This is a genomic window from Variovorax ginsengisoli (assembly GCF_030811835.1).
In the GTDB taxonomy this organism is placed as follows: Bacteria; Pseudomonadota; Gammaproteobacteria; order Burkholderiales; family Burkholderiaceae_C; genus Variovorax; species Variovorax ginsengisoli_C.
On record NZ_JAUSRO010000001.1, the window covers coordinates 252417 to 265486 of the forward strand.

Annotated in this window: 15 protein-coding genes; 10 read left to right on the forward strand and 5 right to left on the reverse strand. The window is 68.6% G+C overall.

Annotation, left to right across the window (positions count from 1 at the left end; translation table 11 throughout):
* The first annotated feature begins 33 nt into the window (after positions 1–33).
* Together J2W36_RS01150 and J2W36_RS01155 are read left to right on the forward strand one after the other, a co-directional pair.
* The gene (locus J2W36_RS01150; RefSeq protein WP_307687820.1) at positions 34–645 is read left to right on the forward strand and encodes a sulfite oxidase-like oxidoreductase; all 612 of its coding nucleotides are present in this window, start codon (positions 34–36) and stop codon (positions 643–645) included.
* The gene (locus tag J2W36_RS01155; protein WP_307687821.1) at positions 645–1379 is read left to right on the forward strand and encodes an FAD-binding oxidoreductase; all 735 of its coding nucleotides are present in this window, start codon (positions 645–647) and stop codon (positions 1377–1379) included. Before J2W36_RS01150 ends, J2W36_RS01155 begins: the two co-directional genes overlap by 1 nt.
* Here J2W36_RS01155 and J2W36_RS01160 read toward each other — a convergent pair.
* From J2W36_RS01160 to J2W36_RS01175, 4 genes are all read right to left on the reverse strand, one after another.
* Positions 1364–1768, reverse strand: a complete 405-nt coding sequence (locus J2W36_RS01160; protein ID WP_307687822.1) for a VOC family protein — start codon at positions 1766–1768, stop codon at positions 1364–1366. The genes J2W36_RS01155 and J2W36_RS01160 overlap by 16 nt on opposite strands.
* Positions 1765–2784 (reverse strand): isopenicillin N synthase family dioxygenase, encoded by a 1020-nt coding sequence (locus tag J2W36_RS01165; RefSeq protein WP_307687823.1) that lies wholly within the window; start codon positions 2782–2784, stop codon positions 1765–1767. The genes J2W36_RS01160 and J2W36_RS01165 overlap by 4 nt, the downstream gene beginning before the upstream one ends.
* A 16-nt stretch (positions 2785–2800) precedes the next feature.
* Positions 2801–3829 carry an ABC transporter substrate-binding protein gene (locus tag J2W36_RS01170; protein ID WP_307687824.1) on the reverse strand — a complete coding sequence of 343 codons (1029 nt, stop codon included), beginning with the start codon at positions 3827–3829 and terminating at the stop codon, positions 2801–2803.
* Positions 3830–4041: 212 nt separating this feature from the next.
* Entirely contained in the window at positions 4042–4734 is a 693-nt protein-coding gene (locus tag J2W36_RS01175) for a FadR/GntR family transcriptional regulator (RefSeq protein WP_307687825.1), read from the reverse strand.
* 207 nt (positions 4735–4941) lie between these two features.
* Here J2W36_RS01175 and J2W36_RS01180 point away from each other — a divergent pair, with 207 nt between their 5' ends.
* Genes J2W36_RS01180 through J2W36_RS01215 form a run of 8 tightly spaced genes read left to right on the forward strand, consistent with a single transcriptional unit; the run spans position 4942 to position 12578 of the window.
* On the forward strand, positions 4942–5625 hold the full coding sequence (locus tag J2W36_RS01180) for an amino acid ABC transporter permease (RefSeq protein WP_307687826.1): 684 nt from the start codon (positions 4942–4944) through the stop codon (positions 5623–5625).
* 18 nt (positions 5626–5643) lie between these two features.
* Positions 5644–6294, forward strand: coding sequence for an amino acid ABC transporter permease (locus tag J2W36_RS01185; RefSeq protein ID WP_307687827.1), 651 nt, complete (start codon positions 5644–5646; stop codon positions 6292–6294).
* Complete coding sequence (locus J2W36_RS01190; RefSeq protein WP_307687828.1) at positions 6278–7006, forward strand: amino acid ABC transporter ATP-binding protein; 729 nt, start codon at positions 6278–6280, stop codon at positions 7004–7006. Before J2W36_RS01185 ends, J2W36_RS01190 begins: the two co-directional genes overlap by 17 nt.
* Positions 7007–7045: 39 nt before the next feature.
* Complete coding sequence (locus J2W36_RS01195) at positions 7046–7822, forward strand: transporter substrate-binding domain-containing protein (protein WP_307687829.1); 777 nt, start codon at positions 7046–7048, stop codon at positions 7820–7822.
* Between the two features lie 52 nt (positions 7823–7874).
* The gene (locus J2W36_RS01200; RefSeq protein WP_307687830.1) at positions 7875–8885 is read left to right on the forward strand and encodes a zinc-binding alcohol dehydrogenase family protein; all 1011 of its coding nucleotides are present in this window, start codon (positions 7875–7877) and stop codon (positions 8883–8885) included.
* A 7-nt stretch (positions 8886–8892) separates the two neighbouring features.
* On the forward strand, positions 8893–10047 hold the full coding sequence (locus J2W36_RS01205) for a mannitol dehydrogenase family protein (protein ID WP_307687831.1): 1155 nt from the start codon (positions 8893–8895) through the stop codon (positions 10045–10047).
* A gap of 24 nt (positions 10048–10071) precedes the next feature.
* Positions 10072–11610 carry a UxaA family hydrolase gene (locus J2W36_RS01210; protein ID WP_307687832.1) on the forward strand — a complete coding sequence of 513 codons (1539 nt, stop codon included), beginning with the start codon at positions 10072–10074 and terminating at the stop codon, positions 11608–11610.
* The gene (locus J2W36_RS01215; RefSeq protein WP_307687833.1) at positions 11610–12578 is read left to right on the forward strand and encodes a sugar kinase; all 969 of its coding nucleotides are present in this window, start codon (positions 11610–11612) and stop codon (positions 12576–12578) included. Before J2W36_RS01210 ends, J2W36_RS01215 begins: the two co-directional genes overlap by 1 nt.
* A 9-nt stretch (positions 12579–12587) precedes the next feature.
* Here the strand turns inward: J2W36_RS01215 and J2W36_RS01220 are convergent, their stop codons facing one another.
* On the reverse strand, positions 12588–13061 hold the full coding sequence (locus tag J2W36_RS01220; protein WP_307687834.1) for a nucleoside deaminase: 474 nt from the start codon (positions 13059–13061) through the stop codon (positions 12588–12590).
* Positions 13062–13070: the final 9 nt, after the last annotated feature.

Here is a 13070-nt window from a genome sequence, read left to right on the forward strand (position 1 = left end):
CACTACGATGGGCGCTTCCCACCAGGAGCACCCATGGTCACCACCCGCGGATTCACAGGCAGACGGCCGTCTTCGCTCAAGGCTCCCCGGCTGCCGCCCGGCCAGTTCGAGACCGACGACTTTCCTGTGCTCTCCAAGGGGCCTGCGCCGCGCATCGACCTGGCCGCCTGGCGCTTCACGCTGAGCCACGGGCCGCGCCCGCTGGCCAGCTGGAGCTGGGCCGAGTTCGACGCGCTGCCGCGCACCACCTGGCAAGGCGACATCCACTGCGTGACGACCTGGTCGAAGTTCGACACCACCTGGGAGGGCGTGAGCTTCGACGACCTGCTGGCCGCCGCGGGCGTCGAGGCGCCCACGGCCTACCTGCTGGCGCTGTCGCTGGACGACTACGACACCAACGTGCAGGTGGCCGATCTCACGGGCGGCCGCGGCATGGTTGCGACCCGCTTCGGTGGCGAGCCGCTCACCGCCGAGCATGGCGGGCCGGCGCGGCTTCTGGTGCCGCACCTGTACTTCTGGAAGAGCGCCAAGTGGGTCAAGGGCCTGCGCTTCACCGCGCGCGACGAGGCCGGCTTCTGGGAGCTGCGCGGCTATCACATGCGCGGCGACCCCTGGCGCCAGCAGCGCTACTCGGACGACCCCTGATGGCCGTCGTGCCATCGCCCTGGCATGAAGCCACCGTGTTGCGCATCGAACGCGCCACGCCGCGCAGCCTGAGCGTGTTCCTGCGGGCACCGGTGGCGCGGTCCGTCGCGGGCCAGCACCTGGTGGTGCGCCTGAGCGCGCCTGACGGCTACGAGGCCAGTCGCAGCTATTCGATCGCTTCTGCGCCCGATGCGGCCGACATCGAGCTGCTGGTCGAGCGAATCGACGACGGCGAGGTCTCGCCCTTCGTGCACGACGTGCTGCGCCCGGGTGACCTGCTCGACGTGCGCGGGCCGCTGGGCGGCCACTTCATCTGGCGACCCGAAGGCAGCGGGCCGTTGCTGCTGGTCGCCGGCGGCTCGGGCATTGCACCGCTGATGGCGATGGTGCGCGACTGGGCGCGGCATGCGGCCAGCGTCCCGCTGCTGCTGATCGCGTCGGCGCGACGCTGGGACGACCTGGCCTTCCGCGACGAACTGCTGGCCTTGCAGGCGCGCGAAACGCAGTTCGCCTTCGTCGCCACCACCACGCGGGAAGCGACTGCGCGGCCCGGTCACTTCAACCAGCGTCTGGACGGTGCACTGCTGCGCCAGTGCCTGCAGCGCTGGCGCCAGGCGCCCCAGCACGTGTACGTCTGCGGCGCCAACCGCTTCGTCGAAGCCGTGGCCGGCGGGCTGCTCGACGCGGGCGTGCCCGCGAGTGCCATCCGGACCGAACGCTACGGCGGTGCTTGATGCGCGCTGAGCCGGAACACCTGTTGCTCCGGATCGCACAGCACAGCCTGCCACTGGCCGTAGTAGGTGGCGTAGGGTGCCTTGACGATGCGCCCGCCCAGCGCCGACACCCGTGCCGTCGCGGCGTCGACGGCGGCCGGCGTGTCGAGCATGAAGGTCGCGAAGCCCGTGACGGGCGGCGGCTGCGTGGCCGCGTCCGGCATGCGGTTGGCCAGGTTCAGCAAGGCGTAGGCCGGCTGCGCGTTGAAGCCGAATTCGACGCCCTCGTGCCGGAGCGCGCGGTAGATGGGCGAGCGGATCGCCTCGGCCTCGGGCCATCCGAGGAGCGCCCGGTAGAACTGCATCTGCGCTTCGATGTCTTCGCACAGCAGGTTGAACCAGAGCTTCATGCGGCGGCCGCTGCGGCTTTCAGCCCATAGGTCTTGCGGTACATCTCGCTCAGGTGTTCGCCTGCCGTGCAGGCCGCATGGCGCGGGGTTTCCCCGGCGGGCACGGTGCCGGGCACGGGCTCGATGCGCGCGAGATAGTCAGGCTCGTAGAAGAAGGGGATCGAGTAGCGCGGCGCGCCGCCCGAATGCAGATTGCGCACGCGGTGCGGGTTGGAGTGGTACAGGCCATTGGTCCAGCGTGGAATCATGTCGCCCAGGTTCACGACGAAACAGCCGGGCACCGGCGTGGCCGCGACCCAGGAACCATCGGGCATGCAGACCTCCAGTCCGCCGTGCGCGTCCTGTGCAAGGATGGTGAGCGCACCCCAGTCGGTGTGCGCGCCGGCACCGAACGTGCGCTCGTCCGCGCCTGTGGGATGGGCCGGGTAGCGCACCATGCGCAGCGTCACCATCGGGCTCTCGGCCGTGTGGTCGAAGTAGTGTTCCGACAGGCCCAGCGACAGCGCCATCAACTGCATGAGCCGCTGCGACAGCGCCAGCATCGTGCGGATGTAGCGCTCGCACTGCGCGGGTGCCGCGGGCAGTTCGGCCGGCCACTGGTTGTGGCCGTAGGTCTGGTAACCGGCCTGCACATACGGGTGGTCCGGCGGGTACGCCATGCCGCAGTAGAAGCTTTCCTTCAGGTCGGGGCGTGCCGCCGCGTCGAGCGTCTGCTCACCGAGGTTTTCAAAGCCGCGCATCGTCGGAGAATGCCGCATCGACAACGCCTCGCGCGTGGCGGCAGGCAGGTCCAGCAGCGTGCGGGCGAGGGCGAACTGCCGTGCCACGAGCTCGGCGTCGACGGCATGGTTGCGCACGTAGAAGAAGCCCGATGACATCGCCGCGGCGCGCAGCTGCCGAGCGACCTCGGCGCTGCGTGGACCGTTCGGCACAAGCGCGCCTTCGAGGTCGAGCACCGGGATGGGTAGGGCGGTGGCGTCTGCGGCGGCCGGGGCCGCGGGCCTGGAAGGCGACATGGCGCTGACCTCGGCCTCAGGCCTTGAGCTTGCGGTCTGCGGCCGTGGGCAGGAAGCGGTCGGTCCAGATGTCGGCCACCGCGGGGCTGCTCTTCAGGCCAAAGGCGCCGACGGTCTCGTCGATGGTGGCCTGCAGGCGCGCGGGCGTGGCGGCGCCCCAGCCGTTGGCGCGTGTCTCGGGCGTGTGCATGGCGCCGTCGACCACCAGCTTCAACCGTTCGAATTCGATCTCTTCGCTGGCAAGCGGCTCGCGCGCCTTCACCGCGGCGGCGCCGGCCTTCACGTCGGCCATGGCTTCGATCCAGCCGCGCGTCGTGGCCTTCACGAAGGCCTTCATCGCCTCGGGTTGCTCCTGCATGCTCTTGCCGCTGGCCACCAGGCCGTTGCCGTACGACTTCATGCCGAGGTCGGAGAAACGGAACACGGTGATCTGCTCGGGTCCCATGCCGCGCGACTTGAGGTTGAGCAGGCCGGTGAAAAAGAAGTAGGCCGCGGCGTCGAAGTCGCCCTTGACGAAGCGCGTGTCGCCGATGTCGGGCGCGACGTTCTCCCACTTCACGCTTGCCGGGTCGAAGCCCTGGGCCTTGGCAAAGGCCGGGAAGAGCTTGCGCGAGGCGTTGAACGGCTGGCCCAGGATCGACTTGCCGGCCAGGTCCGCCGGGGCCTTGATGGGACCGTTCTTGCGCACCAGGATCGCGTTCGGATTCAGGTCGTACTGGATGGCCACCGCGCGCAGGCCAGCCGCAGGATTGTTGACGTTGAACTCGACCATGGTCGCGAGGTCGGCCGAGGCGCAGTCGTAGGCGCCGCTGCCCACCAGGCTGATCGCCGCTGCCGAGCCATTGCCCGTGTCGATGGCGACGTCGAGCCCGGCGTCCCTGTAGTAGCCGCGTTGCTGCGCGAGCAGGAAGCCGGCGGCGGTGGCCTCGACCTTCCAGCCAAGATTGAACTTGAATTTCTGGAGCGAGCCCTGGGCCCGAACGAAAGGGGTGGCGGCGGCGAGGGCGCTGGCGCCGGCGGCGCGCAGCAGGGAACGACGTTGCATGAATGACTCCGTAGAACGAGGGCGGCAAGAACAACCTGGACGCAGCGCGAACGCTGCATCAGGAGCAATTTCCGGCCGTCGACTGCAGGCCGTGCACCAGCCCCGGGCACGTCGCGCTGCGAAACGGTGAACGCTTCTACTCCGTTGCCAGAGCTGCAGCTTTCATGCCAATGGCCATGCCAACCCCGCGCCGTCGGAGGGGGCCGCGGTCCTCAGGGCATGACCCAGCGATCGGCCGCGGCGCGGATGTGCGAGCGCATGGCCGACTCTGCGAGCAGGGGGTCACGCTGGTGGAGGCAGCGCAGGATCTGCTCGTGCTCGGCCAGTGCCTCGTTCCAGGTCGGCCGGCCTTCAAGGCGTTCGCGCATGTGGCTGGCCAGTGGCCCGCGCCGCTCGTCGAACAGGGTGCCCACCAGGCTCACGAGGATGGAATTGCCCGTCAGCTCGGCGATGCGCACATGGAACTCCCGGTCGTGCTCGAGCACGTCGCGCCCGGCCACGATGTCCGCCCGCATGGCCTCGACGCTCTCCTGCACGCGGGCCAGCCCCTCGGGTGTCGCATGCGCGCAGGCCAGCACGATGACGGCGCCTTCGAGCGCACCGCGGGCCTGCATCAGCTCGGCCGGACTTTCGCCCATCGACGGCGGCAGGGGTGAGCGTCGCAGCGTGCGGTTGCACACGTACACGCCCGACCCCATCCGGATCTCGACGCTGCCCTCGATTTCGAGCGCGATCAGCGCCTCGCGCAGCGACGGGCGTGACACGCCGAGCTGCTGTGCGAGGTCGCGCTCGGGCGGCAGCCTGTGGCCGTCCTTGTAGTTGCCCTGCTGGATCAGCAGGCGCACCTTGTCGGCGATCTGCTGGTAGAGGCGGCGCGGTTCGAGCGATTTAGCGAGGTCGTTCATGGGCAGGGCTCAGATTGGTCAGTCAATGTGGTTAGACCAATTACGGAGTTTGCGTGCATTCTGGCGTCGTCGCTCGCCAGTTTTGCTCTTTTCTCGTCGTTATTCTCCAAATCGGGGTTTACCCGGTAAGGCCAATTTGCAGTTTGCGGTTCAATTGGCCTTACCAAAGAACGAGGGCCATGCACCCTCCTGCACCAGGCCTCCACCGTGAATTACTCCTTCGACTTCTCCGCGCCGCTGGCCTACTGGCCTGACCTGCTGGCGGGCGCGTGGACCACGCTGACCCTGTCGCTGGCATCGACCTTCTTCGGCTTCCTGCTCGGCGTGTTCTGCGCGCTGGCCAACACCGGCAACACCCGGTGGCTGGCGCGGCTGGCCGGCGTCTACATCGAGGTGGTGCGCAACACGCCGCTGCTGGTACAGGTATTCATCGTTTACTTCGGCCTGTCGTCCATGGGTCTGCAGGTCGGCGCCTTCACCGCGGCCACGGTGGCATTGGTGGTCAACGTGGGTGCCTACACCAGCGAGATCGTGCGCGCGGGCATCGAATCGATCCCCAAGAGCCAGCTGGAAGCGGCCGAATGCATGGGCCTGTCGCGCTGGCAGATGCTGCGCCATGTGGTGCTGCCACCAGCCATCGAGCGCGTGTTCCCGGCGCTGTCGAGCCAGTACGTGCTGCTGATGCTGGCCTCGTCGATCTGCTCGCAGATCTCGGCCGAAGAATTGACGGCGGTGGCCAACCGCATTCAGTCGGACACCTTCCGCTCGGTCGAGACCTACCTCATCGTGGCGGTGGCCTACCTGGCGATGTCGCTCGTCATGCGCGGCGTGTTGTGGGCGGTGGCCATGGTCGCCTTCCCGCGCCGTCGCCGCCTGGGCACGCCCCTGTAAACCGAGGAGATGCACATCATGGGTTTCCTCAACGCTGCACATTTTCAATTCCTGTTCAACGGCCTGCTGTGGACGGTCGGGCTGTCGCTGCTGGCCTTTGCCGGCGGCGGGCTGCTCGGCTTTGCCGTGGCGCTGGGCAGTTCTTACGGGCCGCGCTGGTCGCGCCTGGCCGTGTCGGTCTACATCAAGCTGATCCAGGGCACGCCGCTGCTGGTACTGCTGCCGCTGGCGTACTTCGGCCTGCCCTCGCTGGGGCTGAACGTCGCGCCGCTCACCGCGGCGGCCCTGGCGCTGTCGATCTACGTGTCGGCGTATCTGGGTGAGATCTGGCGTGGCTGCATCGAATCGGTGCCGCGCACGCAGGCCGAAGCGGCCGAGTGCCTGGCCCTGCGTTGGCACCAGCGCGTGTGGAACGTGATCCTGCCGCAGGCCGTGAAGATCGCCACGCCGCCCACCGTGGGCTTCATGGTGCAGATCGTGAAGAACACGTCGCTCGCCTCGGCGATCGGCTTCGTGGAATTGGCTCGCGCGGGCCAGATCATCAACAACTCGACCTTCGAGCCGTTCGTCATCTTCGTGATCGTGGCGGCCTTGTACTTCGCCCTGTGTTACCCGCTGTCGGTGCTGAGCCGCCGCCTTGAGAGGAGCTTCCATGTCGCCCATCGTTGAGATCGAGAACATCTCCAAGTGCTTCGGCACCACCCGCGTGCTCGAGGGCGTGTCGTTCACGGTGAAGAAAGGGGCGGTCGTGGCCATCATCGGCCAGAGCGGCTCGGGCAAGAGCACGGCGCTGCGTTGCATCGACCGGCTGGAGACCGTCGACCAGGGCCGCATCCGCGTGTGCGGCCACGAGGTAACGGCGCCCGGGCTGGACCTGCACCAGCTGCGCCGCGACGTGGGCATCGTGTTCCAGAGCTACAACCTGTTCCCGCACCTGACCGTGCAGGAGAACATCATGCTGGCGCCACGCCTGGTGCAGAAGGTTGCCAAGGGCGAGGCCCGAGAGCGCGCGCTGGCCGTGCTCAACCAGGTCGGGCTGGCCGAGAAGGCCGACTGCTACCCCTCGCAGCTCTCGGGCGGCCAGCAGCAGCGCGTGGCCATCGCACGGTCGCTCGCCATGCAGCCGCAGTTGATGCTGTTCGATGAGGTCACTTCGGCGCTCGACCCGCAGCTCACCGGCGAGGTGCTGCGCGTGATGGAAAAGCTGGCGGCCGATGGCATGACCATGATCCTGGTCACCCACGAAATGGCCTTTGCCCGCAAGGTGGCCGACGAGGTCATCTTCATGCACAAGGGGCGCGTGTGGGAGCACGGCCCGGCTTCCATCCTCGACGCGCCGGCCACGACCGAGCTGCGCGATTTCGTCGGCAACGGGCTCTGAGCCCGCCTCCTTTTCTTGAATTCACAACGGAGACATTCCATGCACAGCAAGCGTTCCCTTCTGATCCGCAGCCTGGTCGCCTCGGCCGCCCTGCTGGCCTTCGGCGCCGGCACCGCCCATGCCGACCTGCTCAAGGACATCCGCGAGGCGAAGAAAATCCGCATCGCGCTGGACACCGGCTCGCCACCCTACGGCTTCGTCGACGACGCCATGAAGCCGGTGGGCTCCGACGTGGAAACCGCGCACCTGCTGGCGCAGGACCTGGGCGTGGCCATCGAGATCGTGCAGACCACCAGCCCCAACCGCATCCCGTTCCTGCAGACCGGCAAGGCCGACATCGTGGTGGCCTCGCTGTCGGTCACGCCCGAGCGCGAGAAGGTCATCGACTTCTCGGTGCCGTACGCGCAGATCCTTGCGGTGGTCGCCGGTCCCAAGGGCGCGTCGATCAAGAGCTTCGAGGACCTCAAGGGCAAGCGCGTGGCCACCACGCGCGGCTCCAACAACGACAAAGTCGTGACCACCGGTGCCAAGGACGCGCAGATCGTGCGCTACGACGACGACGCCACGCTGGTAACCGCGGCCGTGAGCGGCCAGGCCGACATCATCGCCACCTCGCCGGCCATCGTGAGCACCGTGCTGGCCAAGTCGCCGCAGAAGGACCTCGAGCAGAAGTTCGTGATGCAGACCGTGCCGCTGGGCATCGGCCTGCGCAAGAACGAGCCCGAACTCAAGGCCTGGATCAACGACTGGGTCGCCAAGAACACGGCCAACGGCAAGCTCGCCGTCATCTACAAGAAGTACCACGGCGGCCAGTAAGCCACTGCCCTGCCGCTCTTTCATCTCCTTCGCACCCACCCCTGGAACCACCATGCTGACCGTGATCTGTGAAACCCCCGGCACCCTGCGCGCCGAGCAACGCGAACGCCCCGTACGCGGCGACGGCGAAGTGCTGTTGCGCGTCAAGCGCGTTGGCGTCTGCGGCACCGACCTTCACATCTTCACGGGCAACCAGCCCTTCCTGCAGTACCCGCGCGTCATGGGGCACGAACTGTCGGGCGTGGTGGAAGAGGGCGTGCCGGGCGGTCGGCTGGCGGCGGGCGACACCGTCTACGTCATGCCCTACATCTCCTGCGGCACTTGCGTTGCCTGCCGCCAGGGCAAGACCAACTGTTGCGTGAACATCCAGGTGCTGGGCGTGCATCGCGACGGCGCCTTCACCGAATATCTGTCGCTGCCCGAAGCTTTCGTGCACAAGGCCGACGGCGCCACGCTTGACCAGGCCGCGATGATCGAGTTCCTCGCCATTGGTGCACACGCCGTGCGACGCGGCGACGTGCAGCCCGGCCAGCGTGTGCTGGTGGTGGGCGCGGGCCCGATCGGCATGGCCGCCATGATCTTCGCGCGCCTGCGCGGCGCACAGGTCACGGCCATCGACGGCCGGCAAGACCGCGTGGACTTCTGCCAGCGGGAGCTGGGTGTGGCCCATGCCGTCACACTGGGCGAGGGCGACGAGGCGAAGCTGTCGGCCGTCACGCAGGGCGAATTCTTCGACCAGGTCTTCGACGCCACCGGCAACGCCAAGGCCATCGAACGCGGCTTCGCGTTCGTGGCGCACGGCGGCAAGTACGTACTGATCTCGGTGGTGCGCGACACCATCACCTTCTCCGACCCGGAATTCCACAAGCGCGAGACCACCCTGCTGGGCAGCCGCAACGCGACCACCGAAGACTTCGAGACGGTGCTAGCCGCGATGCGCGCCGGCCAGGTGCCGACCGCTGCACTCAACACCCACCGCATGGCGCTGGCGGACGTGCCCGCCGACTTTGCGCAGCTGCTGGACCCGTCGCGCGGCGTGGTGAAGGCCATCGTGGAAGTCTGAACGCGCCATGGCCCAACCCATCCTTCAATTCGGCACCAGCCGCTTCCTGCAGGCGCACGTGGACCTGTTCGTCTCCGAGGCCCTGGCGGGCGAGGGGGGCGCGGGCGACGCACTGGGCGGCATCACGGTGGTGCAGACCACCGACCGGCCTGATGGTGCGGCACGCATTGCCGCGCTGGCGCAGGGCGGTGGCTATCCCGTGCGCATCCGCGGGCTGGCCGGTGGCCAGCGCGTGGACCGCGCCGTGCAGTGCACGTCGGTGCGCGAAGCCTGGCAGGCCTCGACCCATTGGCCGCAACTGCGCGACGCCGTGGTGCGCGACGTGCGCGTGATCGTCTCCAACACGGCCGACAAGGGCTACCTGCTCGACACGCGCGACAGCGCCGACGCATTGAAGGCCGGCCATCCGCCGCCGCACAGCTTTCCGGCCAAGCTGCTGGTGCTGCTGCACGGGCGCTGGCAACACGCGCCGGCCGCCCCCCTCACGCTGCTGCCCTGCGAGCTGATCGAGCGCAACGGCGATGTGCTGCGCGATGTGGTCGCCGGCCTGGCTGCCCGCTGGCAGCTCGCGCCCGCTTTCATGGACTGGTTGGGTGCCCACTGCGTCTGGGCCAACTCGCTGGTCGACCGCATCGTGTCCGAAGCCATCGAGCCCGTGGGCGCCGTGGCGGAACCCTATGCCGTGTGGGTGATCGAGCGGCAGCCGCGCCTGCAGTTGCCTTGCACGCACCCGGCGATCGTGCTGACCGACTACCTCGCGTTCTACGAGCGCCTGAAGCTCTTTTTGCTGAACGCAGGCCACACCTACCTGGCCGAACGCTGGCTGCAGGACGGCCGCTCGGCCGACGAGACTGTGCGCCAGGCCATGGCCGACGCCGACCTTCGCAGCGGGCTCGAGGCCCTGTGGACCGAAGAAATCCTGCCTGTGTTCGATGCGCTGGGCGCGTCGGCGCGCGCGCAGGCCGACGCCTACCTGGTCGACGTGCGCGAGCGCTTCGAGAACCCGTTTCTCGACCATCGCATCGCCGACATTGCGCAGAACCATGTGCAGAAAAAGCAGCGCCGCTTCGGCCCGATCGTGGCGCTTGCGGCCGAGCGTGCGCCGCAGTTGCAGCAGCCACGTCTGCAGGCGGCCCTGGCCTCGGCCGCGCCTGTTCACTGATACCTGACCCTTGCCCTTGCTTCGATGACGACCGACACGCCGACCACTCCCCCCGCCCTGCAACTCGGCGCCGCCGACAACGTGGCCGTCGCGCGCCATGCGCTGGAGGCCGGTACGCGCGTCGTCGTGGGCACCCACGAGGTGGTGTTGCGCGATCCGATCGCCTCGGGCCACAAGCTTGCGCTGGTGCCCATCGCCCGGGGCAGCATGGTGCTGAAGTATGGGCAGAGCATCGGCGTTGCCACGGCCGACATTGCGCCGGGCGACCACGTGCACGTGCACAACGTCGGCATGGCCGAGCCGAGCCACGCGCATGCGGCCGGTGCCGGCTACCGTGCCACCTCCATGCAGGCCGACGCGCTCACCTTCGATGGCTACGTACGTGCCGATGGCCGCGTCGCCACGCGCAACTACGTGGGCGTGATCTCCAGCGTGAACTGCTCGGCCACGGTCTGCCGCCACATCGCCGACGCCTTCAGGGGCGAGGCGCTGGCGGCCTTTCCGAACGTGGACGGCGTGGTCGCCATCACGCATGGCAGCGGCTGCGGCATGGGCGGCAACGGTGAAGGGCTGGCGCTGCTGCAGCGCACGCTGCGCGGCTATGCCAACCATCCCAATTTCGCAGGCGTGCTGGTCATCGGCCTGGGTTGCGAGGTCAACCAGATCGCGCCGCTGGTGGAGACGCTGACCGCGCGCAGCCCCGGCATGTTCGCCACCCTGACCATCCAGGACGAGGGCGGCACGCGCGAAACCATTGCCCAGGGCAAGCTGCTGGTGCAGGACATGCTCGCCCAGGCCGACCAGGCGCGGCGCTCGCCGGTGCCGCTTCGCCACCTTGCGCTGGGCCTGCAATGCGGCGGGTCCGACGGCTATTCGGGCATCAGCGCCAACCCGGCACTGGGTGCGGCGGTCGACCTGCTGGTGCGCCATGGCGGCACCGCCATCCTGTCGGAAACGCCCGAGATCTACGGCGCCGAGCACCTGCTGACGCACCGTGCAGCCACGCCCGCGGTGGCCGACAAGCTGCTGGAGCGCCTGCGCTGGTGGGAGCGTTATGCGGCGCTGCACGGTGGCGACCTGAACAACAACCCGTCGCCCGGCAATAAGGCCGGCGGCATTACCACCATCCTGGAGAAATCGCTGGGTGCCGTGGCCAAGGCGGGCTCGACCGGTCTCATGGATGTCGTCGAATACGCCGAGCCCGTGCGCACGCAGGGTCTGGTGTTCATGGATACGCCGGGCTACGACCCGGTCTCGGCCACCGGCCAGGTGGCCGGCGGCGCCAACCTCATCTGCTTCACCACGGGCCGCGGCTCCACCTACGGCTGCAAGCCCACGCCCTCGCTCAAGCTGGCGACCAACACGCCGATGTTCGAGCGCATGTCGCTCGACATGGACTTCGACTGCGGCGGCATCGTCGACGGGCGGCAGAGCATCGCCGAAGCCGGCGAAGCGCTGTTCCGGCTGATGATCGCCACGGCCTCTGGTGAGCGCAGCCGCAGCGAGGACAACGGCCTGGGCGACAACGAGTTCCTGCCGTGGCAACTCGGCGCGGTGATGTGATGCAACCCGCCACGACCTTCGAGGCCCCTGCGCCCGTGCTGGACGTGCTCACCGTCGGCGAGCCCATGGCGCTCTTCATGGCCACGTCGCCCGGCGAACTGCATGCGGTGTCGGACTACCGGCGCGTGGCCGCGGGCGCGGAGCTGAACGTGGCCACCGGCCTGGCCCGGCTCGGCTTGCGCACGGGCTACATCACGCGCCTGGGCGCCGATTCGTTCGGTCGCTTCCTGCAGGGCGAGTTGGCCCGTGAAGGCATCGACGAGCGCCACGTGGCCATCGATGCGGCGCACTCGACCGGCTTCATGATGAAGACGCGCGCCGACGATGGCCGCGACCCGCAGATCGAATACTTCCGCAAGGGCTCGGCCGCCAGCCACCTGTCGATCGCCGATGCGCCGGCGGGCGGCTTTCCTGCGCGCCACCTGCATCTGACTGGCATCACGCCGGCGCTGTCGCCCGCCACGCGCGAACTGGCATTCCATCTGGCGCGGCAGGCGCGGGCCGCTGGCGCCACCATCTCCTTCGACCCCAACCTGCGCCCGCGCCTCTGGCCGTCGCGCGAGGCGATGGTCGACTGCATCAACGCGCTGGCGGCGCTCAGCGACCTGGTGCTGCCCGGTCTTTCCGAAGGCGAGTTGCTCACGGGGCACACCACGCCTGAAGCCGTGGCGGATTTCTACCTGTCGCAAGGTGCGCGGCAGGTGGTGGTCAAGCTCGGGCCCGAGGGAGCGTTCTTTGCGGAGCAAGGCGGCGCGTCCGGCATCGCGGCGGGTCTGCCGGTCTCGCGCGTGGTGGACACGGTGGGTGCGGGTGACGGCTTTGCAGTGGGCGTGGTCAGCGGCTTGCTCGAAGGCCTGACGCTGACGGGTGCCGCGGCGCGCGGCAATGCGATCGGTGCACGCGTGGTGCAGTTTCCCGGCGACTCCGACGGCCTGCCGACCCGCGCGGAGCTCGACGCCGCGCGCTGAAGACCCGGTTCAGCGCTTCCAGAAGCTCCGATGGGGCGCGGTGATTTCGGCCTCCAGCGCCGGCACCGGGCCGATCACCTCCGTCGGACGTTGCCCACTCGCCAGCACCGTGCGGCAGGGCAGGCTCAGCGTCGGGTTCTCCGGATGGTCCCCCGTCAGCGCCAGCAGTGCAGATTCTTCCGCGCCATACACCACGCGGCCGATGCCTGCCCAGTACACCGTGCCCGCGCACATGGCGCAAGGCTCGAAGGTGGTGACCAGCGTGCACTGCGCCAGGTAGGCGCCTGGATAGTTGGCTGCAGCCGTTCGCGCCAGCGTCGATTCGGCATGGTTCACCGTATCGATGTTGCCCTGTTCGGCCAGCACCGTGTCGCCGTCGGGTGCCACCAGCAGCGCGCCGAACGGATGCCGGCCCATTGCCATCGCGCGCAGCGCCACCTGGTTGGCGCGCCGCAGTGCGACCACTGTCTGTGCGGGCGTCATGGATGTTCC